Origin of the sequence: Salinimonas iocasae (assembly GCF_006228385.1) — a bacterium.
In the GTDB taxonomy this organism is placed as follows: domain Bacteria; phylum Pseudomonadota; class Gammaproteobacteria; order Enterobacterales; family Alteromonadaceae; genus Alteromonas; species Alteromonas iocasae.
In genome coordinates this window covers 1,048,757-1,073,065 of sequence record NZ_CP039852.1, presented here as the reverse complement: position 1 = coordinate 1,073,065, position 24,309 = coordinate 1,048,757, and the positions used below count along the sequence as shown (strand labels likewise).

The window sequence follows — 24,309 nt, the reverse complement described above, 5'->3', positions numbered from 1 at the left end:
CATATGTCAGTCAGCAAATTGTCTTGTGACTATGCAAATTAAATAAGAAGGGATTAAGGAAAATGGTACAAAGCGCCTCAGAATGGAACGATAAACACGTTTATAAGGTTCGAGATCAAAGACTACCGGTTGTCGTTGATACCCCAGAACCAGATAGTTTAAGAGGTGAGATTGAACCGTGGTTAACCGCTTTATTCCAGAGCGAGCATTTGTCCCTACTAGTTGGCTCCGGGTTTTCTACGGCTGCACACTGGCTAGCCAAAAATACGTCTGGCGCAGGCATGGAGCAACTCGATTTTTCAGTATTCAAGGAACAAATCGAAAAGTCTTCCATAGTAAGTGCTGAACGTTCGGGCAGAGGGACTGCAAATATTGAAGATCAAATACGAATTTGCAACGAACTAATCCGGGGTTTGGAAATATACATAAATACAAATGTTTACGGTTCAGGCAAAATTCGCAAGGAATTAGAAAAACTAAAGTTTGAAATTGGATCGGGGTTATCTTCATTTGCTAATAAAGTACTCCTTAGTGAAAACAATATTATCAACTCTGCTGACAATGAACTTGCAGCTGAATGTTTGATGAGTTTTTTGGTTAGCTTCTCCAGCCGTTCAGCGACTAGAGAGCGCCTAAACCTTTTTACAACTAATTATGACCGAATCATTGAATATGGTGCAGAGCTCGCTGGAATTAGGTTAATTGACAGATTTGTTGGATCAATAAATCCAATATTCAGATCTTCTCGGGTAGACGTAGATATGCATTACAACCCACCGGGTATAAGGGGAGAGCCAAGATATCTTGAGGGTGTCGTCCACTACACTAAACTACATGGTTCACTGGACTGGACTGCGCAAGATGGGGTAATTAAAAGGTTTGCACTGCCATATGGAGCATCAGACATCAGTACATATTCCAATAAAACTGATCAACGGAACCTAATGATTTATCCCAACTCAACAAAGGATAGAGAAACCGCCGAATACCCATATGTTGAGTTGTTTAGGGATCTTGCTGCATCTACTTGTAGACCAAACTCGACGGTTTTTATCTATGGTTATAGCTTTGGTGATGAGCACATAAATAGAGTGTTAATAGATATGCTATCAATTCCATCAACGCACTTGGTAATCATAAGTTTCGATGATGAAAGCGGCAGAGTGAAAAGATTTTACGATGGAGTCAAAAGGCCCGCTCAAATATCTTTAATGGTTGGAAAGCATTTTGGTGATCTAAAAACCTTGATTGACAATTACCTTCCAAAACCCGCAATAGACAGAACTACAATAAAAATGGCTGATTTGCTCAAGTCACGTGGGTTAGCCCAACCTTCTACCACTCAAAACGAAGGTGGGAACGAGATATGAGTATTTCACCTGTCGAATACGGTGCTTCTCTCCGCATTGGTTCAGTGGAGTTTGTCTCACCTGATGAAATCAAGGTCGGACTCGATTTAGAAGCACCCGATGGTGTTGCCGCTAACGCTGGGACGCCAAGAGCATTTCCCCGCATAAATAGTTATGTTCTCATTGCTACCGATTCTGGGTTTATAGTGTCTCAGGTAGAGTGGATAGCAGTGGAAAAATCTCCGTTTCCGAAACGAAAAGGGTTTCAGGACTACGGCCTGATTGATTTGCCATTTCCTCTGAGAAAGATGAAGGTGAGTCCACTTGGGTTGCTAAAATATGATGGGAAAACTTTCAAATTCAAAAGAGGGGTTCAGTCTTTCCCGAGTGTTGGTGAGCCAGTCCTAATACCAACAGATGAACAATTAAAGGCAATTGTAGAATCAGGTGATAAAAGACGAGTAAAAATTGGAACCAGCCCAATAGCTGCGAATGCTGATGTTTGCATAGACCCTGATAAGCTTTTCGGTCGCCATCTTGCAGTTCTCGGCAATACCGGAAGTGGGAAATCTTGCTCCGTTGTAGGACTCATTCAATGGTCGCTCGAATCAGCAAAAAGTGCATCAGGAAATGATGATGTAGAACCTAATGCACGATTCATCGTTTTAGATCCAAATGGTGAATATGCAAAGGTTTTTGGTAATCAAGGGCGAGTATTTAAAGTAGGAGATATAGACAATCCTTTGGAAGTTCCACTTTGGTTTTGGAACAGTTCAGAATGGATTTCTTTTACTCAAGCTAGTCCCAAAGCACAAGCTCCTCTTTTAAGAAGAGCTCTTAGAGCGATGAGAAACGAAGTGTTTGAATTGTCAGAAGAAATAGACATTTCGATTCGGCGCTTTTTGGCTACGATACTCACAAGCGCAAAGCACGAACGTTCAGCAGGCTCGCCATGGGGATCGTTTCCTAGACCGAAAAATTTCTATGAAAAATTATGCAGATGGGCTTCAAGTATAGAATCACTTCTGGAATTGTTGGACGCGTCTGATACAAGGCTTAGTGAAGTGTCCGCATCACTCGAAGCTTTTAAAAATGCGAGAACAGGTCAATATCCAACTTACGAAGCAGACATAGACGAAATAAACCAAATAATCGAATCTATCAATAATGCATTTGGTCAGTTTGGTGGTAGAGAAATTGATTTGCTTCCAAAGAGTGAAGATACCCCGAATCAGTTCATGGGTGATACGTTTGTAAGCTATCTGGAAGCGCTCGCTCAGGAAACTGGTAATGAACAATTTACTGAGTTTTTGATCACTCGAATTAAGACAATGCTTGCTGATACCCGAATGAGCGAGATCATGGGAGATAGTGTTACACTGTCGCTTGAAGAGTGGCTTAATAGTTACGTCGGCGAAAATAATGCTCAAGATGGTTGTGTGACCGTCATCGACCTTTCTTTAGTACCTGCTGAAGTCACACATATTATCACTGCTGTTATAGCAAGAATGACTTTTGAAGCCCTTCAAAGATATCGAAAAGTAAATGATGAGGGTAAGCCACTTCCGACAGTGTTGGTAATGGAAGAAGCTCACACCTTTGTAAAAAGATATAAAGAAGATGCGGAAAATCAAAATGCAGCCACTGTTTGTTGTCAGGTTTTTGAAAAAATTGCGCGTGAAGGAAGAAAATTTGGATTGGGGTTAGTGTTATCCTCTCAAAGGCCTTCTGAGCTCTCACCGACAGTCCTTTCGCAGTGCAATAGCTTTCTACTTCACCGTATAAGTAATGATCGAGACCAAGAACTCGTAAATAGACTCGTACCTGATAACCTCCGAGGCTTGTTAAGAGAGCTACCATCTCTACCATCACAACAAGCTATTCTTCTAGGTTGGGCATCAGAGTTGCCGGTGGTCGTTAAAATGAACAATTTAGAAGAAGCGCAACGCCCACATTCAGATGACCCTGATTTTTGGGAAGTGTGGTCAAATCAATCAGAAAGATCAATAAGCTGGGAGGACGTTGCTGAGGAATGGCAACAGCGAAACGATGATTGAACAATGGGTTTCTTATCAAGCTAGGCATTTGTGATTAAGATCAGCGAGTGGCGGGTCCTTGAAAGAGCCTTTCATTAAGAACATGATCTACAAAACAATTCCATTTAAATCACGTTTCGCTAAGTACCAAATTCCCAAAATAATGACAGTTTTTGATCAAAATGATTTACCTGATTAACAACAACTTATTGTTTTTAAGGGAATTCCCAAAGTTGTAAGATTTCCCAGATTAAATGAATTTGATCACATTGCTAGCGATTCACATGAACAGTGTGTAAAGTTTTAGACGCACACACTGCTAGGCGATTAAAATTTAAAAGGGATGTGATTACCCAAAACAGCTCAGCGATTCTGATAGTAAACATCGCATTTCATTGGAAACACTCTTTAAACTTCTACACTAGTTAGTCCACGGGCCCCTACTGAATTGACATTGAGATCGCATCTCATTGTAATCGGTCATAAGAACAACTAAAAACAACACAGGCCTAAGCCGCTCTGCGATACCTTTAAAGAGCAATGTATATATTTCCTCGTCATGTATAAATAGCTAGCATTTTTTAGCCTAACTCAATCGGTAAAAAAAAGCTGCGAACACTGTCGCAGCTTTCTATTGAGAGTTTAGATTTGTACACAAACTAATTTCATTCACAAACTAATTAAAGTCGTACTCCAACTAATTTCATTCTCAAACTAATTGACCTGTTCACAAACTTATTTTCAAATCGTCAAAAACCTTACTCGTCCCGATATGCTTCAATTGGCGCACATGAACACTGCAGGTTTCTGTCACCATATACATCATCGATACGATTAACGCTGGGCCAGAACTTATTGCGTGCAACAATCGGTACCGGATACGCCGCCAAATGACGGTCGTAGCTACGGTTCCAGTCACTGTCACAAATATCTGCCAGTGTGTGCGGCGCATTGTGCAGCGGATTGTCAGTGGCATCCCACTCACCGCTTTCCACCTTGGCAATTTCCTGACGGATACTGATCATAGCTTCAATAAAGCGATCCAGCTCAAATTTCGCTTCTGACTCGGTCGGCTCAATCATCAGCGTGCCGGCTACCGGGAAGCTCATCGTTGGCGCGTGAAAACCGTAGTCATTCAGACGTTTGGCGATATCCATTTCAGAAACACCGGAGCCGTCTTTTAACGGGCGCAAGTCGATAATACATTCGTGCGCAACGCGGCCATTCTGTCCTTTATAAAGAACGTTGAAATGCCCTTCCAGTGACTTGGCAACGTAGTTGGCGTTCAAAATGGCCACCTGTGAGGCTTTACGCAAGCCCGCTGCACCCATCATCTTCACGTACATGTAGCTGATAGGCAAAATAGACGCGCTGCCCCATGGTGCTGCGGATACGGCACCACAGTCTTCTTCTGCATTTTCAATATCTACAACACGGTGATTAGGCAGGAATGGTGCAAGGTGCGATTTCACACCAATAGGCCCCATACCCGGGCCGCCGCCGCCGTGCGGAATACAGAATGTTTTGTGCAGGTTAAGGTGCGAAACGTCTGAACCGATGAAACCTGGTGCCGTGATCCCCACCTGCGCATTCATGTTGGCGCCGTCCATGTACACCTGACCGCCGTGATCATGCACGATGTCACAGATTTCCCGGATGGTTTCTTCATAAACACCATGCGTTGACGGATAGGTAATCATCGCGCACGACAGGTTGTCACCAACCTCTTTTGCCTTGGAGCGCAGGTCGTCTAAATCGACATTACCGTTTTTATCACAATCAACAACGACAACCTTCAGGCTAACCATCTGTGCTGAAGCGGGGTTAGTACCGTGTGCAGAGCTTGGAATAAGACACACATTACGATGGCCTTCTCCGCGGCTTTCATGATAGCGCTGAATAGCCAGCAAGCCGGCGTATTCGCCCTGAGCACCGGAGTTGGGCTGCATTGACATCGCATCGTAGCCGGTGATGCTGATTAACCATTCGGCCAGCTCGTCAATCATCTCGTGATAGCCTGTCGCCTGATCGAGGGGTGCAAACGGGTGAAGCTGTCCAAACTCTGGCCAGGTGACCGGAATCATCTCTGCCGTGGCATTCAGTTTCATGGTGCACGAGCCCAGAGAAATCATCGAATGATTCAGCGCCAGATCTTTGTTTTCCAGCGACTTGATATAACGCAGCATTTCCGTTTCAGAATGATACTGGTTAAATACTTCGTTGGTCAGGATGTCGCTGGTGCGCGTCAGATCAGCAGGAATAGAGCGGCTGCCCTGAGTCGTAACATCAGCATCCAGCTTTTCGACATCTAATCCATGCTCGTGCCCTATCAGTACTTCGAACAGTGCGCTGATATCGTCGCGTGTTGTGGTTTCATCCAGAGAAATACCCACCGCACCCTCGATATCGCTTCGCAGATTCAGCCCTTTTTCATACGCACGGCGCAATACCGCTGCTTTATCATCAACTTTCACCGTGATGGTATCAAACCAGGTGTTGTGCATCAGTGCCAGACCTTTACCCGTCAGGCCGCTGGCCAGAATGTCGGTAAGTCTGTGAATGCGACGTGCAATGGTTTTTAACCCTTCAGGACCGTGATACACCGCGTAGAATGAAGCCATATTGGCAAGCAGAACCTGTGCGGTACAGATATTAGAATTCGCTTTTTCACGACGGATATGCTGCTCACGGGTCTGCAGTGCCATACGCAGTGCCGGACGTCCGCGGGTGTCCTTACTGACACCAATGATACGACCGGGCAGTGAACGTTTGAATTTATCGCGCGTTGCAAAGAAGGCCGCATGCGGACCACCATAGCCCATCGGAACGCCAAAGCGCTGCGCACTTCCCAGCGCTACATCAGCGCCCAGCTCACCCGGCGATTTAAGCATCACCAGACTCATCAGGTCTGCCGCCACCGCCACAATGCCTTTTTTGGCCTGCACCGCAGTAATGATATCGCTGATATCTTTCACTTCACCAGTGGTTGAGGGGTATTGTAACAAGGCGCCAAATACATCGTGCTCAGCCGCTTCTTCAGCCGGACCGCTGACGATACCAAAGCCAAACATTTCAGCACGGGTTTCCACCACGTCTTTAGTCTGCGGATGCACATCATCAGCAATAAAGAACAGATTCGCTTTTTTGTTCTTTGAAACACGCTTGGCAAGGGCCATGGCTTCAGCTGCCGCAGTCCCTTCATCCAGTAAAGATGCAGATGCCAGCTCAAGACCAGTCAAATCAATGGTGACCTGCTGGAAATTAAGAATCGCTTCCAGACGTCCCTGAGCAATCTCTGGCTGATAGGGCGTGTAAGCGGTATACCAGCCCGGATTTTCCAACACATTGCGTAAAATGACATTTGGCACATGCGTATCGTAATAGCCCATGCCGATGAATGAACGATTGATTTTATTTTTCGCCGCTACCGCTTTCAATGCAGACAGCGCTTCGACTTCTGTAGCACCTTCGCCGGCATTAACAGGCTCATCCAGCTGGATGCCTGCTGGTACCGTCTGACTGGTAAGATCTTCCAGAGACTCCGCGCCAATGGTTTGCAGCATCTGGGCAATTTCATCTTCGCCCGGCCCAATATGGCGACGAACGAATGCATTTTTCTGCTCTAGCTGAGCAAGCGTTAAAGCATTATCTGACATAGCAAAATACGCACGTGTGATTAAGAGTGAATTATAAAAGGGGCGTTTATTAAGCCCCTTTTAACAATATATTGCGACGAACCTGTCCGAATTATTCTTCGTCGATTGACGCCTGATAACCGTCTGCATCAAGCAGGTTTTCAACTTCTGACGCGTCGTCGGCTTTAATCTTGAACATCCAGCCATCACCGTAGGAGTCAGAGTTGACCAGCTCTGGTGAGTCTTCAAGCTCTTCATTTACCGCCACGATTTCACCGCTGATAGGCGCGTAAACATCAGACGCCGCTTTAACAGACTCAGCAACGGCAATATCATCGCCTGTGCTGACCTGGTCGCCCACATCCGGCAACTCAACAAATACCATATCACCCAGCAGATCCTGAGCATGCTCAGAGATGCCTACTGTAAAGACGCCATCTCCTTCAGGACGTACCCATTCGTGAGTTGCCGCGTAGCGTAAATCTTTTGGAATATTGCTCATTGTTTTTCCTGACTTGAAGTTAAAAGTTAAAGAACACTCTTACCGTTGCGAACAAAGCTAGGCTTAACAACGTCTACTGTAACCCACTTTTTGCGCATTTCCACCTCGACCTGATTTTCAGTGCCGGCAGGAACACGGGCCATCGCAATTGCATGGCCGAGTGTTGGAGAGAATGTACCAGAGGTAATCACACCCTCGCCCTTTTCTGTTCTGATTTTCTGACCAGCGCGCAATACGCCTTTGTCCGTCATAACCAGACCAACCAGTTTATCGGTGCCCTGTTCACGCTGTGCTTCTAGCGCCTTGCGACCCACAAAATCACGGTCAGCCGGTTCCCAGGTAATGGTCCAGCCCATATTCGCTGCCAGCGGTGACACAGATTCGTCCATATCCTGACCGTAAAGGTTCATACCCGCTTCAAGGCGAAGCGTATCACGGGCGCCCAGGCCACACGGTTTTACGCCCGCATCCAGCAAACCCTGCCAGAACTGCTGCGCACGTGTTTCGGGCACCATAATTTCGTAGCCGGCCTCACCGGTGTAACCTGTGGTTGCGATAAACAAATCTTCGGCCTGTACCCCGAAAAACGGCTTCATGCCTGCAACCGCTTCTTTTTGCGCTTCGCTGAATAAAGTGGCTGCTTTTTCTTTCGCGTTAGGCCCCTGCACTGCGATCATGGCAAATTCAGAACGCTCAGTGATAGTGACATCAAAGCCTTCAGCTTTGGCCAGTAACCAGTTCATGTCTTTTTCGCGCGTGGCTGAGTTTACTACCAGACGGTAGTTGGTATCGTCGAAGTGATATACGATAAGGTCGTCAACGACGCCACCCTCTTCGTTCAGCATGCCGCTGTATAAGGCTTTGCCTTTGTCTTTCAGTTTTGCCACATCGTTAGCCAGCAAATAGCGTAAATAATCTTTCGCCTGACTGCCGGTTGCATCAACAATCGTCATGTGTGATACATCAAACATGCCTGCGTCTTGTCTGACCGCATGGTGCTCTTCAATCTGAGAACCATAGCTGATTGGCATGTCCCATCCAAAAAAGTCCACCATTTTGGCACCGGCTTCAAGGTGCTTGGCGTGTAATCCTGTTTTGCTGCTCATGTATCTCAACCTTTTGATGATTGCAAAATAATGGCGCAAGTATAGGGCGACAACACTTTTGTAACAAATTGGAATTTCTTATCATTACATTTAAAAGTATAATAAATGAAGCGCCTAACATCAGAAATTTAAATCTTTATGCAACAGCTATCTCTGGACAATTTGCGTACCTTTGTCAGTGTGATTGAGCAAGGCGGTTACGCCAAAGCCGGTGAATGGCTGGGCCGTTCCCAGCCTGCTATCAGCCTGCAGATTAAAAAACTGGAAGCACAGCTTGACCGTAAACTGTTCACCAAAGTCGGTCAGCGTCACGTGCCCAGTGCAGATGGCAACTGGCTATACCCCAAAGCAAAGGAGTTACTGGAGATGAATGACGGAATATTCAGATCGCTATCGCCCGCGCCGTTAAGCGGCAGGCTAAGGCTCGGGATCCCTAGTGAGTTTGCATCAACCCTGTTGCCCGGCCTGATCGGCGAATTTTCCAAACGCTACCCTGACGTATCCCTGGAAGTCACCTCAGCACTTAGCCGTGATTTATTACACCGTACTAAACGCGACAGCTTCGATTTAATTCTGGCACTGGCTAACCCGGATGAAGAAACTCAGGGTGAACTGGTATTGCAGGATGATATTGTTTGGGTGGGTGATTCGGGGCTGGCGGTGCATGGTGATGCAATATCGCTGGTACTGGCACCCGATGGCTGCGTCTATCGAAGCCGGGTCATTGCACAGCTTAAACAGCAAACCCGGGCGTGGAAAATCGCCTATACCAATGCCGACCTTGCCGGACTGACCGCTGCTATCCAGCAGGGCCTGGGCATTACCGCGCTGGCCCGCGCCAGTATGCCCGCCAATCTGACCGTGCTGAAACACCGATTTCTGCCAGATTTGGGTAAAGTGAATATCTGCCTGTTTAATCAGGACAGCCAGCATCCGGTGGTCAGTAAAACGCTGGCCGAATTCATCAAAACCCGTCTGACAAGCGCTGCTTAATCGCCTTGCTGCATTACCAGCGCTTTTGCTCTGTCCAGCCCGGCTTGCGCACGTTTGGTAAGTGCTGTTCGATCAAACTGCATACTGGACTTTTGTTCTGCCGCTTTCTGCTTTTGTTCTGCACTTAACGCACCTTCTACTGCTGACCGGCGGGCTTGCAGCCACTCAGTGCCGGTCGATTCAGGCATCAACAGAAAATATTGCCAGGCGCTGACCGGGTCATACACCGGCGTGCCTTTATCGCTGTAAATTCCGGCCAGGGCCACTAGGGCGGGACGATATGCTTGTTTAGCAGCACGTGTTAGCCACTCAAGCGCGCTGTCCCATTGCTTCTGCTGAAAGTGAAACCCGGCAACATCGTATTGCGCCAGCGCGTAACCGGCTTCGGCAGCAGCCTGCTTATATTCAATGCCCTCGTCCTTATTCAGCTGTAGTCCGTCTATCTGACCGAATTGCCCAACCAGATAACAGCCAAGCTTATACTGGCCCAGCGCATCGCCCTTTTCAGCAGCTTGGCGAAAGTATGCCAGCGCCTTAGACGGCGATCGGGGAACCCCAACGCCATTATTATAAAGCATGCCCAGATGATACATCGCCTCGGCATTTTCGCTTTCAGCCAGGGTTTCAAGCTGGTCGATCAGTGTTTCGGGGATGGCTGCATCCTGCGCCTGGACATTACCGGTAACCAGCAGTGCGCACATTATCAGTCGTGTTAGAAACTTCCCTGTTATCATGACTTCTCTCCAGTGATTATTCCGTACTTAGTGAGGCGAGCTCACCTATAGGTTTGTCCAGACTTTGCGGCGGGCGGGTAAACCATTGTGGCCCTTTGTCGGTGATATACAGGCAATCTTCAAGCCTGACCCCGAACTCTCCCGGAATATAAATGCCCGGCTCATTGGAAAAACACATACCAGGTGCCAGCTTCTGCTTTTCGCCTTTTACAAAATTAACCCGCTCGTGACCTTCCATTCCGATACCATGGCCGGTCCGGTGTGACAGTCCGGGTAGCTGATAACCCGGCCCATATCCCTGCTCGTTGTAGAACTGGCGGACGCGCTCATCAACGCTACCGGCTGTATTACCCGGTTGGGCCTGCTCAAATACACGCTGCTGGCCGTCCCGCACAAGTTGCCAGACTTTTCGCTGCTTCTTGCTGGCTTCACCAAATACAAACGTGCGACTAATATCTGACTGATAACCATGCACTGAGCATCCGCAGTCCATTAATACTACTGAACCTTCCCTGAGCACCTGTTCCTGCCGGGTGCCATGGGGATAGGCGGAGGCTTCATTAAACAATGCCATGGTCCAGATACCGCTGCCGCCCAATTTTTGCTGGGCTGATTGCATCAGACCTTTAACATCACCCTGTGACATGCCTGCCTCAAGATTTTTATAAACATGGTCATAAGCCTGCAGTGTGATCTCATTAGCTTTGTGCATCAGACGTAGTTCGTGGGCTGATTTGTACATGCGACAGCCCAGTGTAACCGGTTCAGCCGAGACATTTTTCATATCAGGTAACAGCGGCATCAGACCATTCAGCACAAAGTAACGAACGCTTTGCTCAAAGCCGATATTTCCTTTGGTAACTTTCCGGTCTTTAAGGATTTGCTTAACCTGCTCAAACGGGCTTTCATGTTCTTGCCAGACCCGGATATCCTGGCCGACCTGCAGAGTTTCTTTTACGCTGGGCGCTTCAAAAAACGGCGTCACAACGGCGATATCACCCTCTCTGGGAATCACCACGGCAGTGAGCCGTTCACTACGCCACCACTGAATGCCCGTGAAATAATCCATCGCCGCACCGGGCTCAATTATGATTGCAGCCATATCGTGCTCAGCCATTAATGACTGTGCCTTATTAATGCGCGCCTGGCGTTCTTTTGCGGTTACCGGCTTGACTGAGCCGGTAATGTCGGTGAGTTTGTTATCGGTGTAAAATGCGTCGTCAGATGTCGATTGAGCACTTGCTTTTGCAGAGGCCGCTAGCAATGAGGCCGAGGCCAGCCCCACACCGGAAAATTTTAAAAAGCCACGCTTGTCCATGAGTCATCCTGTTTGTCGTTAACAGGAACTATCATGCGCACGCTTTTAGCCCTTTGCAAATATTGCGTTAAAATCCCATCGCCTGACTGATGAGTTTTTGTTTCAATACAGGGATATTATCAGTAGTCACCAGGCCAACACCCCGAACCATCTTTTTCAGCGGGTTGTTACCTTCAAATAATAGTTTGAATCCGTCCATGGCACTGACCATTTTCATCGCCTCTGCTTTTCGGGCCCGCTCGAATGGCCGTAGATAACGAAGCCGTGCAATCGGTTTATTCTGCTGCTCAAGCTGGCGAACTAATTCCGCCAGTGCCAGCGCATCCTGCATACCAAGGTTGGCGCCCTGACCGGCAAGTGGATGAATGGTATGCGCAGCATCGCCGATGATGACCACCCCTTCGCCAGCCCACTGTCTGGCATAGCGCATTGTTAATGGAAATGACTTACGCTCGCTTTTTACGGTGATAGTACCTAGTTCGCTATTACTCGCGGCTGTAAGGGCGTGTGCAAACTCAGCATCGTCCAGTTGCATCAACCTTTCAGCTTCAGGGGTATCCTGAGACCAGACGATAGAACACAGATTGGGTTCTTTGAGCGGCAACAGCGCCAGCGGTCCGGTTGGCGTAAATGCCTGTCTGGCAGTACGTTCATGGGATTGTGAGGTTTCTATCGTCGCAACAATAGCGGTATGCCCATAATCGCGAAACGTCATGGGGAAACCTACCTGCTTGCGCACATAGGAGTTCGCCCCGTCAGCACCAACCACCAGCTTACAGGCAACCACATCATCATTTTGCAGCATTACCATCGTTTCATGCTCGCCCCACAGCACCTTTTCTATACTGCTTTGAAGCAGGGTTACATTCTCCTGCTGCATGACCCTTTTAGCCAGTGCATTGACCAATACCTGATTTTCAATAATATGACCCAGTTGCGCGCGCTGCATTTGTTCATGGTCAAAGTGAATATGACCAAAGCTGTCTTTATCCCATACATGCATATGGGTGTAGGGCGAAATGCGCGCTTCAGGCAGATATTGCCAAACACCTAATGCAGTTAACGCTTCGCGGTTTGCCTCATTGATGGCGCTAACCCTTAACATTGGCGCTTCACCAACGGGTTGCTCCAGGGGCTCGCGGCTTATCAAGGCAACGTTTAGACCACTGCCGGATAGTGCAGCTGCCATTGTCAGCCCGGCCATTCCACCACCTACAATTGCAATATCAACTTTATGCATCGTCTTAATTTCCTGTTGTCGATGGGCCGTAACCGGTTGTCTGGCGGACAAAGCGCTGCTGAATAGCGTGTAAATTGTCCATCGCTATCAATCCTGCATTGCGCCCCGCTACTAATGGCAGCGCAGCATTGGAAAAACTGCGAACCAGCGTATCAGTCAGCCAGATTGTCTGGTTGCGATCTGACTGCCTGGCGTGAGCATACTCCCGTAATACGCCGAAGCTTCCGGGATCGTCCTTGCCTTTAAGAATGTGAGTCAGCGCGATGACATCACGCAGACCCAGATTAAAACCCTGACCAGCAATCGGGTGAAGTGTCTGTGCAGCATTGCCAACCACAGCGACGCGATGAGCAGTCAGACGATCAGTATAGCGCAGCGCAAGCGGATACTGCTGTCTGTCGCCGGCCTTGCGGATAACACCATGGCGATAACCAAATGCCTTCTGCAGCGACCGTATAAATAGCTCGTCAGGCATCGCGGTCAGTTGTTCAGCCAGCTCAGGGCGAACTGTCCATACAACAGAAAAGGTATTCCCGGTGTCGTTTTTATCGGTATTAAAAGGCAGAAACGCAAGTGGACCATCTGCGGTGAATCGCTCATAGGCTTTATTATGGTGAGGTTCGGACAGGGTCACATTACAGATGACAGCAACCTGATCATATGGCTCTGCGTGACGCTCGAACCCCAAAGACTCAGCAAGCGTTGAGCGGCCACCGTCGGCCAGTACTACCAGCCGGGCTGCTAATGCCTCACCATTACTCAGGTTGAGCAAAACCCGCTCTTTTTCCTGTCGGGCCGATTCCACAGAAGTATTTTCTATGCGTTTTGCCGCATCGCCAATCGCATTGCCGATAATCGGCCCCAGTGCACTTAACGCAATGACATGACCAAATGCATCCAGTCTGAATGAATCTGCATGCAGGTTGCACAGCCCCACCGCGCCTTTATCAGATACCTGAATATGTTTAATTGGTGCGGCGTTGACAGTGGTGACATCAGCGCCGAGCTCAGCGAACTCATCCACGGTACGCCGGGATAGTGCGATGACCCTGGCATCAAATCCGGGATGTTTCTGATCTGCATTCAGTGTATTGGAATCAATAACGGTTACGTCAAACCCGGTACGCTGCGTAATGCCCAATGCCAGTGCGCTGCCTACCGTGCCGCCGCCGATAATCGCAATATCCGTCCGTGTCGCTGTCTGTTCTGTCACTGTCTATCTCTTTAGCGCCTCAATATCTTCTATCGATTTGGGCACATCAGCCGTCAATACTTCAATACCTGTGGCGGTAATAACCACATCATCTTCAATTCTAACGCCAATGCCCTGATAAGCGGCATCAACATCGGCATCAGGCGCAATATAAATGCCTGGCTCAACCGTTATAACCATGCCTGGTTGTAATGGCCTTTCTTCACCGTCAATACGGTAGTTACCTACATCATGTACATCCAGACCAATAAAGTGCCCCAGCCCATGCATGAAAAATTGTCGCCAGCGTTCATTTTCAAGATTTTCACTCAATGACCCACTCAAAAGGCCAAGCTCTATTAAGCCTTCGGTAATAATTTCAACGACTAAGCGTGTGGCGTCTTTAAGCGTGACACCCGGCGAAATGAAATCCAGTGCTTTTTGCTGCGCTTTTAAAACCAGGGCGTAAATTGCTTTTTGCGGCTCTGAGAACTTGCCGGATACGGGAAATGTACGGGTAATGTCAGCTGCATATCCCAGGTACTCGGCGCCGGCATCAATCAGCACCAGATCGCCCTCTTCCAGCATTTTGTTATTTTGGGTGTAATGCAAAACACAGGCATTTTCGCCACTGCCAACGATGGTTGAATACGCCGGGGAACGTGCGCCTGCCATCGAAAACTCATGGTGCAGCTCTGCCTCAAGCTGATATTCATAGACGCCAGGGCGGGCAGCTTTTATCGCCCGGGTATGGGCTGCAGCAGAAATCTTGCTCGCAGCTTTCATCACGGCAACTTCGCAGGCAGACTTAAACAGCCGCATCTCATGCAAAAGCGGCCGAACGTCCTGTATCGAGGGCGGTGCAACGTCTTCTTTCGGCGCATTGCGTAGTGCGCTTAGCGCCTCCAGAACGAACGTATCAGCATGATGGTGCTGGCCCAGTGCGAAGTAAACATGTTTGTGACCATACAGCCATTCCATCAGTACTTCAGGCAGTTCAGCTAACTCGTAGGCTTCGTCCAGGTCAAACCGGGCAATAGCCTCTTCAGCACCAAGACGGCGCCCCTGCCAAATTTCCTGAGTCTTGTCTTTAGGCTGACATACCATGGCTGAAAAAGAGTGTTGGTGCCGTTCGTGGTTAGATAGCAACAACCAGGTATCTGGCTCGTCAAAGCCCGTCAGGTACCAAAAATCACTGTCCTGCCGAAAGATATATTCGGTATCACGACTTCGGGTCACCATACGCGCTGCCGGGATGATGCAAACGCTGTCAGGCGCACACTGTGCCAGCAAACGCTGCTGACGCGCTATAAATTCCTGCTGGCTAATCATTTAATGTACCGACGGTGAGTCTTTCTGATCATCAAGTAAAGAGCGACCCAGTTCACTGAAACACAACAGGGCAGATACTTTTACATACTCAACAACTTCGTAAAGCGCTTTTTCCGACTCTTCGTCGGCATCCATAGGTTCTTCCATGCGCGAGATATCAGAAAAGTCATTAATTGCTTCTTTGACATCAGCAGAACATTGCATCAGATCCTGTTGATGCAGGCCAAAGCCAAGCATAAAACCCTGTACCCAGTTAATCAGTGCCACACCGCGATCATTAATTGGCGTCTGGTCATCCGGCAACATCATTTGCAAACTGAATTCGCCTTCCAGTAACTGTTCACAGGTCTGACTATAGAGTTGTTCAAGCTTGAAGCTAACTGCCTGAGAGAAAGGTTCGCCCTGATTAGTCGTATCAGCCAGTACCGACTGCCACTTTTGGTCAGTCAGGGACATTCCACCACATAACATGCCGCACATGATTCCGTGAATTTCGGCCGCATCAGCATTTACCGAATGCTGAAACAGTACATTTGTTACGTTGTCATAATCGAGTTGTCTGTCCACGGGGTAACCTTTTTGCAATGGAGTATTTAACACCCCTCATCCTAGCAAAAAGCCGTGTTAAAGCCTAGCTTGACGCGTTTGCTACAGTATTGAAGGTGTTTACTTTTACTTGTGCGAGACATTGCTTTTTCTGCATCAGGTTGCAGCGAATTTATCAGTGCTTAATATAATATCTTTCCCAACGCTGCCCTTTCGTTAATGCGGATTATCTATTAAGATCGGTATCAGCAGTTATTTCTTTGACCATTTGGTTAAGTTTTGGTTGAAATTTTTCAGCGCAACAACATAATCGTGGCATCTGTTCCGACATTGCGGGTTACCGCTGGTCGGTGTCATTTAAAATGGTAAACGTGACTAACGTATAGCGAAGGCAACTGATCTCTTCACGCGCCTGCGCGTTTCATATACCCTGTTGCGTTTTATAATTGATCAATGTCTCCTGGGATGTTTGCCAGTTCATTTCATGTCCCTGGCCGATGCTTTAAAAAAAGGAAGTTGAACTTATGACTATTGAGCAAGCTCGGCGCGTATCGAGAAGCCTACGGTCATGATGATTCTTCCGCCGTGAACCTTTCGGCTCACGGGCGAAAAATGAACAGCGGCATTCTGGGAGACGCCCTCTTTCGACGAGAAGAAGAAATGGCTGTAATTAATTTCGGCTCCATCAATATCGATCATGTGTATTCGGTGGACCACTTCGTAAGACCAGGTGAAACCCTGGCCTCATCAAACTATCAGCAATTGCTAGGTGGCAAAGGTGCTAACCAGTCCATTGCACTGGCGCAGGCTGGCGCTGATGTAAAGCATGTTGGCAGTATTCACGAATCCGATGCGTCTTTTAAACAAACGCTGATCAAAAATGGTGTGGATTGTCGTTATGTGCGTTGTCACGACGTCCCCTCCGGTCATGCAATCATTCAGGTGACGCCGAGCGGCGAGAACGCGATTGTTCTGTTTGGCGGCGCTAATCAGACCATCACCCCTGATACGGTTAAAAAAGCGCTGTTGGATACCGGGTCTTCTGACTGGGTACTGACACAAAATGAAACCAGCTGTATTGACGAGGTGCTCAGGCAGGCTCGCGAAAAAGGGCTGAAAGTGGCGTTTAACCCGGCTCCTATGAGTGACAACGTTCACGAACTTCCGTTAGATTGCGTTGACTTGCTCATCGTGAACGAAACAGAAGCTGCCGCTATAACCGGGCAGTCTTCGCTTGATGAAATAGTCAGTTGTTTTCAGGAAAAGTGGCAGCACGCAGAAGTGCTAATCACACTGGGTAAAGAAGGCGTGATGATGATTCGTAAGGACGAAGTTGAAAAAGTGCCTGCCTTTAAAGTAGAAGCGGTAGATACAACTGCTGCTGGCGATACGTTTATCGGCTACTTTTTATCTGCTTACAGCAATCATACTGATGCACGCCAGGCACTGAAACGCGGTTGTGCTGCGTCCGCTTTGGCAGTTACCCGTCAGGGTGCCGCTCAATCAATTCCTTCCCAACAGGAAGTCGACCGCTTTTTGGCAAAACAAGCCTGATTTTTGGAACAAAAAATAATGACACACAAAATAATTTTAGATACCGATCCGGGTATTGATGATGCAATGGCTATCTTTTTTGCGTTTCAGTCGCCGGATATTGAGGTACTGGGACTGACGACCGTATTCGGAAATGTGCCTGTTGATATGTCTGCAAAAAATGCCATCACTTTGTGTAAACTGGCGGGCAAGGATATTCCGGTAACCAAAGGTGTTGGTATGCCGTGGGTGGGTCCGGAATCATCCTACGCACACTTTGTTCACGGTGAAGACGGATTCGGAAACATTGATTACCCGGCCGCAGAAGGCGAGCTGGATCCCCGCAGTTCTGCTCAGTTTATCGTAGATATGGCCCGCAAGTACCCTGGCGAAATTACCCTGGTTGCCATTGGTCCTCTGGGTAACCTTGCCCTGGCACTGCGTCTTGAACCTGAACTTCCTAAACTGGTGAAAGGTGTCAGTATTATGGGTGGCGCTGCGTTTGTTCCTGGTAATGTCACGCCGGTAGCAGAAGCTAATATCTGGAACGACGCCCACGCGGCCGACATCGTTTTTTCAGCTGACTGGGACATCGCTATGTTCGGGTTGGATGTCACCAATACGGTTCGCTTTAAAGAAGCGTTTGTCGATACGCTGGCAGAAAAGAATGAAAAGCTGGGTGGCTTTGTGCAGCAAGCTGCTCAGTTCTATATCGACTTTTATACAAAAGAAGGCGAAGAGCGCGTATGTTGTTTCCATGATGCCTTCCCGTTAGCGCATCTGATTCAACCGGATCTGTTTGAAATGACAGAGGGCAATATTCGGGTTTCAACCGACGACTTAAATCGTGGGCAGACTATCGTTGCCCCCTTTGGCAGCACTGCCAGCCCACTGTGGACTGAAGCGCAAACCGTTAAAGTGGCGACTAAAGTCGACGCTGAGCGTTTAGAAGCTCTGTTTATAGACACCTACGCGAAGTAAGCATTTAAAATAACCTTTCTAAAGCCGGCCGGCTCTTCGCCGGCTTTTTTATTTACCCGCAGCGGTATTGCAATCATTTAGCGGCAACGTATGCTAGGCATTTCCCTAGCCGGAGTCTTTGTTTCATGACTGATTCGCCAGGTCGCGGCAAATTGCGACAGGAATTACGCAAGGCCCGTAACAGGTTAACCTCTGAAGAGCAAAGGATCGCTTCGTCGATGCTTGCTGAGCAGCTAAAATCGCTGTCATGGTTTACTGGTGCTCGTCGCATCGGCGCTTATCTTGCCAACGACGGTGAGCCCGATTTGTCGGAAGTGATTGCATACTGTCAATCATCAGATATTGCCGTTTCGCTGCCTGTGCTACACCCGATTACCCATAAACATTTGCTTTTTCTGGATTATCACGCAAACACGCCTATGCGATTGAATCGCTTCAACATTGCAGAGCCTCACCTCGCTGCACAATCTATTCGACTGATGGACGAGCACGATATTATGCTGATGCCTTTAGTCGGCTTTGACGCTGCCGGAAATCGTCTGGGGATGGGCGGCGGGTTTTACGATCGCACCCTGGCTCATTATCGCGAGAATCCCCGACGTCCTCGCCTAGCGGGTATCGCTCATAGCTGCCAGCAGGTTGATGAACTACCTGTTGCACCGTGGGATGTTCCCTGCGATATCATTATTACCCCTGACAAAATATGGCAATTCGATAAAAGCGCGTAAACAGGCTCAAAATATTCACGAGTTGCGGTACACTTTGCGCTAACAGAATAAGGAGGGTGTATGGACCAGAATCAGAAGAAAGAAGCGGTAGCAAAAGCAGCACTGAAGTTTATCAAACCAGATACGATTGTTGGTGTCGGCACCGGCTCTACAGTGAACTATTTCATAGACGGGCTTGCCGACATGAAAAACGATATCATCGGGGCAGTATCCAGCTCCAATGCTTCTACAGAGCGTCTGAAGAACCACGGAATTCAGGTTTTCGACTTAAATGAGGTAGACGAGCTTGATGTCTATATTGACGGCGCTGACGAGGTTACTGAGCATAAGCATATGATAAAAGGAGGTGGCGCAGCGCTAACGCAGGAAAAAATTGTCTCTGCGGTAGCTCGCACGTTCATTTGTATTGTTGATGACACTAAACGGATACCTGTGCTTGGTAAATTTCCACTACCGGTAGAAGTAATTCCAATGGCGCGTTCCTACGTAGCCAGAGAACTGGTAAAACTCGGAGGCGATCCGGTTTACCGTCAGGGCGTAACTACCGACAATGGTAACGTAATATTAGATGTGCATAATCTGGAGATTCTGAATCCGCGGGAGCTGGAAGCACAAATTAATAACCTTGCCGGCGTGGTTACTAATGGATTATTTGCCATGCGTGGAGCTAACATTGTGCTGTGCGCAGATGACAACGGCGTCAATCAATACGATTAACGGGTCTGGCGTTTTCGGGCAGGTACAAAAAACAAACTTATCCTTTTCAGCCTGCCGATCATCTGATACGTTTAGACGTCCAGATGTCTTTTACTTTTTTATTTTTGAGATGCGTTCATGAGCAAAGTGTCATTACCCAAAGAAAAAATCCGTATCCTGTTACTTGAAGGTGTTCACAAAAGTGCTGTAGAAACCCTGCAGAACAGCGGGTATACCAATATAGAGTATCTCAAAACCTCACTGCCTGAAGATGAACTGATTGAGAAGGTAAAAGATGTTCACTTCATTGGCATTCGCTCCCGTACTCAGTTGACCGAGGCGGTCGTTGACGCAGCAAGCAAGTTGGTTGCTGTAGGGTGCTTTTGCATAGGCACCAATCAGGTTGATTTAAACGCTACACAAAAACGGGGCATTCCGGTTTTTAACGCCCCCTTCTCCAATACCCGCTCAGTGGCTGAACTGGTGCTTGGTCAAATTATTCTGTTACTTAGAAAAGTTCCTGAGAAAAATGCCATGGCACACCGCGGGGAATGGGATAAAACAGCAGACGGCTCATTTGAGGCCCGGGGCAAAACGCTGGGAATTATCGGTTACGGTCACATAGGAACCCAATTAAGCATACTTGCCGAGCACCTGGGAATGCGTGTGCAGTTTTACGATATTGAAGACAAGCTGGTGCTGGGTAATTCTAGCCAGGTTAAGAGTCTGGACAAGCTGCTCAACACCTCTGACGTTGTTACTCTCCATGTTCCTGAGACAGCCCAGACAAAAGACCTCATCAATGCTGATACGCTGTCAAAAATGAAAGAAGGCGCGATTCTTATAAACGCTTCACGAGGCACCGTGGTAGATATCGACGCACTGGTAAAAGCTTTGGAAGCGAAGGCGCTAAGTGGTGCTGCTATTGATGTATTTCCGGTTGAGCCCAAGTCAAACTCTGAAACGTTTGAATCACCGTTACGCCAGTTCGATAATGTAATATTAACGCCGCATGTGGGTGGCAGTACCCAGGAAGCGCAGGAAAACATTGGTGTGGAAGTAGCGGGTAAACTGGCTAAATACAGCGATAACGGCTCTACCCTGTCTGCAGTTAATTTTCCGGAAGTATCGCTACCAGATCATCCGGGGCGTTCGCGCCTGCTGCACATCCATGAAAACCGTCCGGGTGTGATCATGCAAATCAACCGCACATTTGCAGAGCGTGGCATCAACATCGAAGCACAATACCTGCAAACGACTGCCGATGTCGGTTATGTGGTCATTGATGTTGAAGCGGACAAAGCCTACGATGGACTTACCCAGTTAATGCAGATTGATGGCACGATTAAGGCGCGTTTGCTTCACTAAAACGTTGCTTCTTTGTGTTAATAAAAAAGCCAACCGGGAGGTTGGCTTTTTAGTGTGAGGTTCTGTTTTTACAGGAAGCTGTAAACCAGCGTGACTGCTGTTTCGGTATCCAGCTTTTCTTTGTCTGGTTCAACATTCGAGTTGTGGTTCAGTGAAACAGATACTTTCAGTGACAAGTTGCCACTGATTGAGGCGGTAAGCGCACTCTCGGCAGCAGATTTCGTGTTTTCACTACCCACTTCGGTACTGACTGTCTGGGTGAATTTCGCGGTATCAGAGATCAACCACTGAAAGGCACTTGATGCACGAACAATGATACCGTTTTGCGACTCGCCATCCTGTGTTTCGTTGAATGCGTAACCCGGACCGATTGAGTATTCAAATGACGTGGTATCGTCCTGCCATAACTTATGGTTCCAACCCGCTGCGATTGTGGACTGATAGTTATACGAGCTAAAACGGTCATCTTCGTACGAAGCGAACCCGAACAGACGATAATCCGGATTATCCAGTTTGTAGTTAGCCTGTGCACGGGCATCAAAGCGTTGTGCTGATGTTCTGTCTTCCTCGACACCTTCGTCATTTTCAACAGCTTCTTCTTTATAAAGGCCACTCAGGCTGTAGTCGTTACTCCAGCGTTCCAGCTCCTGATGCGACTCCAGTGAACCGTTTACAGAGGTGGTATCGGTATTACCTGTGGTAAAGATGAAACCCAGGCCACCTTCCAGCGTTAAAGGCTTTTGTTTAGTCTGGGCGAAGGCCGTAGTTGAAAAAAGCGCACCGATAACAGTGACAGCTAATACTGTTCGTTTCATGTTATTCCTCATAATATTCCAAAAAAATGACCCGAACATTATTGTCGGGCCTTATTATTCGTTGAGCTTTTGCTCACAGGCATCCCTGATTCAGAAGAAGCGATACACCACAGACAATGAGGTTTCGGTATTCAGCCCCGAGATATCGCCTACCGGCTGTGTCTCATACGCAACGACGAAAGATAATTTCATCGCCAGCGAGTCAAACAAATTTGCCGAAAGCGCGGTTTCTGACCGCGTTTTAATATTATTAGCGCCTATTTCAGCACTTAAAAACTGCCGTAACCGTGACCCGGTATACCACTGATACTGGTATTCACCGGAGGCACGCAAAATCAGTCCATCATTAGCATTGCTTACCGTGTCATCTTCCGCTTTAACAAAACCATATCCTGGTCCGATACTATAGCGGAACATGCTTTCATCAGTGTTCCACATGCGATGAGACCACCCACTGGCCAATGTTGCCCGATATTCATAACCGTTAAAACGGTCATTCTCATAATCGGCATACATAAAAAGACGTCGTCCCGGCATGTCCAGCTTATAGTCAAACTGGGCGGTTCCGTAAAAACGCTGGGCACTGACCCGGTCTTGTTTTTCACCGTCCGACTCTACTTCAGTCTGCTTATACAGAAAATCTGCTGAGTAGTTATTGTTCCAGTTCGGTGTTTCCTGCTCTGAAATAATCCCCAGTTTTAGCGACGTAGCATCAGTGTTACCACTGGCATTAAGCACGCCGATTTCGCCATCTAGCGAAAACAGCTCCTCAGCCTCATCCTGATTAAAGGTAAACTCGGTATGATACAGAGTCTGTATTAAATTTTTATCGGCTGCCTGTGTTGGAAAACTGCAGGCAATAACCAAGGCAGCGCCCCAAAACCAGGCTTTAGGTTGGTTTAACATAAATGGGTTCGAATGACATTTAGCGCAAAGTATTCCGTCCCTGGCCGATTGTTTTTATTAATTAATTAGCGAGGCAACCTTACTGGTTTCCTGGTTTGCATAAATCACTGCATTGCCCAGCGCCTCACCCTCAATATCCAGGCTATTAGCAATAGCCGGCGTAAAGAGGTCGATATTTTCCTGCCCATCCTGGCCTTTCTCACGGATTGTAACCCGCTGAGCACATGCTAATAAAGCAATGTCCACTTCATTGGCTTGTTTTTGTACATTATGAAGGTTTCTGACCGGATAGAAAAGCGGCAGTGGAAGTTGCCAGCGCTCCAGAATTAAACCACTCAGGTGTGCAAAGTCAAAACCAAAGACAAGCTGCTGCTTTTCCCACGGCAATAATTTACTGTCTTCAGCCAGATATCGCTCATAGCCTTTAGGATCGTATTTTGCCATCACCAGCTCGCTTAGATTATGCAGGATCCCTGTAACGAAAAAACGCTCGCTCCCGCGCAGTCCCACGTGACGAGCAAGGTATTTTGCCGCCATGCCGCAATAGACTGATTCGTTCCAGTGTTTTTCCTGGTCAATCAGGTGACTGTCGAATGTCTTAAAGGCAGCATTTGCTGTTTCGGCTACCGATAAATTGTAAAGTGCCTCACCGCCAACTACATTAACCGCGCGGCTAATCGAATCGACTTGCGATGGAAAACGGAAAAGCGCACTGTTGGCCAGCTTCAGTATTTTTGCCGTCAGCGATGGGTCCACCGAGATGAGGCGCGCAATGTCATCGGCATCAGAGCGATGATCATCAAGCACCTCGCGAAGCCGTAAACACACATCGGGCAACGCAAAAGAATTGGCCGCATAAGCAACAAGTTTTTCTAACGTCATGAAAGTAAACCACCATAAATGTAGCGCTATTATATCAGGACAGCGCGACGTTCGGGCTAAATTTGGTTAACTGTTATTATCAAATAAATCAAACTGAGACTGAACCGGGGTGAGGTTTTCTTTTTCAGCCTGTCGCTTTTTGCGCAAAGCAGCCTGCTTGCGCCGGTAACAGGCCGCGACGATTTTTCGTCGGGTCGGGGCGTCTACCTGTAACCAGTACAATCGCTCATCCCTGCTTCTAAAACACCCTTTGCAATACCCCCGGGGTCCCGACTGACACACACCAATGCAAGGGCTGGGAACTTCAAAGAATTCCAGCTGTGCAGGTTGGGAAGAAGTCGAATCAGTCATGCTTATTGATAAACAGCCCGTATATAATCACCCACGCAGTATAGCAGTGAATAGCCACTTCATCGC

21 protein-coding genes and 1 other RNA gene are annotated in these 24,309 nt (G+C 47.8%); 9 read left to right on the top strand and 13 right to left on the bottom strand.

Features of this window, described 5'->3' with window-relative positions; all coding sequences use genetic code 11:
* Positions 1 to 62: 62 nt before the first annotated feature.
* Positions 63 to 1,370, top strand: coding sequence for an SIR2 family protein (locus FBQ74_RS04670; RefSeq protein ID WP_139755565.1), 1,308 nt, complete (start codon positions 63 to 65; stop codon positions 1,368 to 1,370).
* Positions 1,367 to 3,406, top strand: coding sequence for an ATP-binding protein (locus FBQ74_RS04665; RefSeq protein WP_139755564.1), 2,040 nt, complete (start codon positions 1,367 to 1,369; stop codon positions 3,404 to 3,406). The genes FBQ74_RS04670 and FBQ74_RS04665 overlap by 4 nt, the downstream gene beginning before the upstream one ends.
* Positions 3,407 to 4,143: 737 nt before the next feature.
* Here FBQ74_RS04665 and gcvP read toward each other — a convergent pair.
* From gcvP to gcvT, 3 genes are all read right to left on the bottom strand, one after another.
* Positions 4,144 to 7,041, bottom strand: a complete 2,898-nt coding sequence (gene gcvP, locus FBQ74_RS04660; RefSeq protein WP_139755563.1) for an aminomethyl-transferring glycine dehydrogenase — start codon at positions 7,039 to 7,041, stop codon at positions 4,144 to 4,146.
* 91 nt (positions 7,042 to 7,132) lie between these two features.
* The gene (gene gcvH, locus FBQ74_RS04655; protein ID WP_139755562.1) at positions 7,133 to 7,522 is read right to left on the bottom strand and encodes a glycine cleavage system protein GcvH; all 390 of its coding nucleotides are present in this window, start codon (positions 7,520 to 7,522) and stop codon (positions 7,133 to 7,135) included.
* A 26-nt stretch (positions 7,523 to 7,548) separates the two neighbouring features.
* Positions 7,549 to 8,628, bottom strand: a complete 1,080-nt coding sequence (gcvT, locus tag FBQ74_RS04650) for a glycine cleavage system aminomethyltransferase GcvT (RefSeq protein ID WP_139755561.1) — start codon at positions 8,626 to 8,628, stop codon at positions 7,549 to 7,551.
* 138 nt (positions 8,629 to 8,766) lie between these two features.
* Between gcvT and FBQ74_RS04645 the strand changes: the two genes are divergently transcribed.
* Positions 8,767 to 9,621: a LysR family transcriptional regulator gene (locus tag FBQ74_RS04645; RefSeq protein ID WP_139755560.1), complete on the top strand. Its 855-nt coding sequence runs from the start codon at positions 8,767 to 8,769 to the stop codon at positions 9,619 to 9,621.
* Here the strand turns inward: FBQ74_RS04645 and FBQ74_RS04640 are convergent.
* The 6 genes from FBQ74_RS04640 to FBQ74_RS04615 all read right to left on the bottom strand — a co-directional run bounded on the left by FBQ74_RS04640 (position 9,618) and on the right by FBQ74_RS04615 (position 16,004).
* On the bottom strand, positions 9,618 to 10,355 hold the full coding sequence (locus FBQ74_RS04640) for a tetratricopeptide repeat protein (RefSeq protein WP_139755559.1): 738 nt from the start codon (positions 10,353 to 10,355) through the stop codon (positions 9,618 to 9,620). The genes FBQ74_RS04645 and FBQ74_RS04640 overlap by 4 nt on opposite strands.
* A gap of 16 nt (positions 10,356 to 10,371) precedes the next feature.
* Positions 10,372 to 11,673 (bottom strand): M24 family metallopeptidase, encoded by a 1,302-nt coding sequence (locus FBQ74_RS04635; protein ID WP_139755558.1) that lies wholly within the window; start codon positions 11,671 to 11,673, stop codon positions 10,372 to 10,374.
* A 67-nt stretch (positions 11,674 to 11,740) separates the two neighbouring features.
* Positions 11,741 to 12,913, bottom strand: a complete 1,173-nt coding sequence (locus FBQ74_RS04630) for an FAD-dependent monooxygenase (protein WP_139755557.1) — start codon at positions 12,911 to 12,913, stop codon at positions 11,741 to 11,743.
* 4 nt (positions 12,914 to 12,917) lie between these two features.
* Complete coding sequence (ubiH, locus tag FBQ74_RS04625; protein WP_139755556.1) at positions 12,918 to 14,126, bottom strand: 2-octaprenyl-6-methoxyphenyl hydroxylase; 1,209 nt, start codon at positions 14,124 to 14,126, stop codon at positions 12,918 to 12,920.
* 3 nt (positions 14,127 to 14,129) lie between these two features.
* Positions 14,130 to 15,437 carry a Xaa-Pro aminopeptidase gene (pepP, locus tag FBQ74_RS04620; protein WP_139755555.1) on the bottom strand — a complete coding sequence of 436 codons (1,308 nt, stop codon included), beginning with the start codon at positions 15,435 to 15,437 and terminating at the stop codon, positions 14,130 to 14,132.
* Positions 15,438 to 16,004, bottom strand: a complete 567-nt coding sequence (locus FBQ74_RS04615; RefSeq protein WP_139755554.1) for a UPF0149 family protein — start codon at positions 16,002 to 16,004, stop codon at positions 15,438 to 15,440.
* Between the two features lie 433 nt (positions 16,005 to 16,437).
* Between FBQ74_RS04615 and ssrS the strand changes: the two genes are divergently transcribed.
* From ssrS to serA, 6 genes are all read left to right on the top strand, one after another.
* A non-coding RNA gene (gene ssrS, locus FBQ74_RS04610) (6S RNA) lies at positions 16,438 to 16,621 on the top strand.
* Between the two features lie 22 nt (positions 16,622 to 16,643).
* Entirely contained in the window at positions 16,644 to 17,537 is an 894-nt protein-coding gene (locus tag FBQ74_RS04605; protein WP_139755553.1) for a ribokinase, read from the top strand.
* Between the two features lie 18 nt (positions 17,538 to 17,555).
* On the top strand, positions 17,556 to 18,497 hold the full coding sequence (locus FBQ74_RS04600) for a nucleoside hydrolase (protein WP_139755552.1): 942 nt from the start codon (positions 17,556 to 17,558) through the stop codon (positions 18,495 to 18,497).
* A 125-nt stretch (positions 18,498 to 18,622) separates the two neighbouring features.
* Positions 18,623 to 19,225, top strand: coding sequence for a 5-formyltetrahydrofolate cyclo-ligase (locus tag FBQ74_RS04595; protein ID WP_139755551.1), 603 nt, complete (start codon positions 18,623 to 18,625; stop codon positions 19,223 to 19,225).
* Between the two features lie 60 nt (positions 19,226 to 19,285).
* Complete coding sequence (gene rpiA / locus FBQ74_RS04590; RefSeq protein WP_139755550.1) at positions 19,286 to 19,942, top strand: ribose-5-phosphate isomerase RpiA; 657 nt, start codon at positions 19,286 to 19,288, stop codon at positions 19,940 to 19,942.
* A gap of 117 nt (positions 19,943 to 20,059) precedes the next feature.
* Complete coding sequence (gene serA / locus FBQ74_RS04585) at positions 20,060 to 21,289, top strand: phosphoglycerate dehydrogenase (RefSeq protein ID WP_139755549.1); 1,230 nt, start codon at positions 20,060 to 20,062, stop codon at positions 21,287 to 21,289.
* Positions 21,290 to 21,357: 68 nt separating this feature from the next.
* Here serA and FBQ74_RS04580 read toward each other — a convergent pair whose 3' ends face one another.
* The 4 genes from FBQ74_RS04580 to FBQ74_RS04565 all read right to left on the bottom strand — a co-directional run bounded on the left by FBQ74_RS04580 (position 21,358) and on the right by FBQ74_RS04565 (position 24,243).
* Positions 21,358 to 22,104 (bottom strand): DUF481 domain-containing protein, encoded by a 747-nt coding sequence (locus FBQ74_RS04580; RefSeq protein ID WP_139755548.1) that lies wholly within the window; start codon positions 22,102 to 22,104, stop codon positions 21,358 to 21,360.
* Positions 22,105 to 22,194: 90 nt separating this feature from the next.
* On the bottom strand, positions 22,195 to 23,010 hold the full coding sequence (locus FBQ74_RS04575; RefSeq protein WP_139755547.1) for a DUF481 domain-containing protein: 816 nt from the start codon (positions 23,008 to 23,010) through the stop codon (positions 22,195 to 22,197).
* 57 nt (positions 23,011 to 23,067) lie between these two features.
* Positions 23,068 to 23,892: an HDOD domain-containing protein gene (locus tag FBQ74_RS04570; protein ID WP_139755546.1), complete on the bottom strand. Its 825-nt coding sequence runs from the start codon at positions 23,890 to 23,892 to the stop codon at positions 23,068 to 23,070.
* A 66-nt stretch (positions 23,893 to 23,958) separates the two neighbouring features.
* On the bottom strand, positions 23,959 to 24,243 hold the full coding sequence (locus tag FBQ74_RS04565; RefSeq protein ID WP_139755545.1) for a DUF1289 domain-containing protein: 285 nt from the start codon (positions 24,241 to 24,243) through the stop codon (positions 23,959 to 23,961).
* Positions 24,244 to 24,309: the final 66 nt, after the last annotated feature.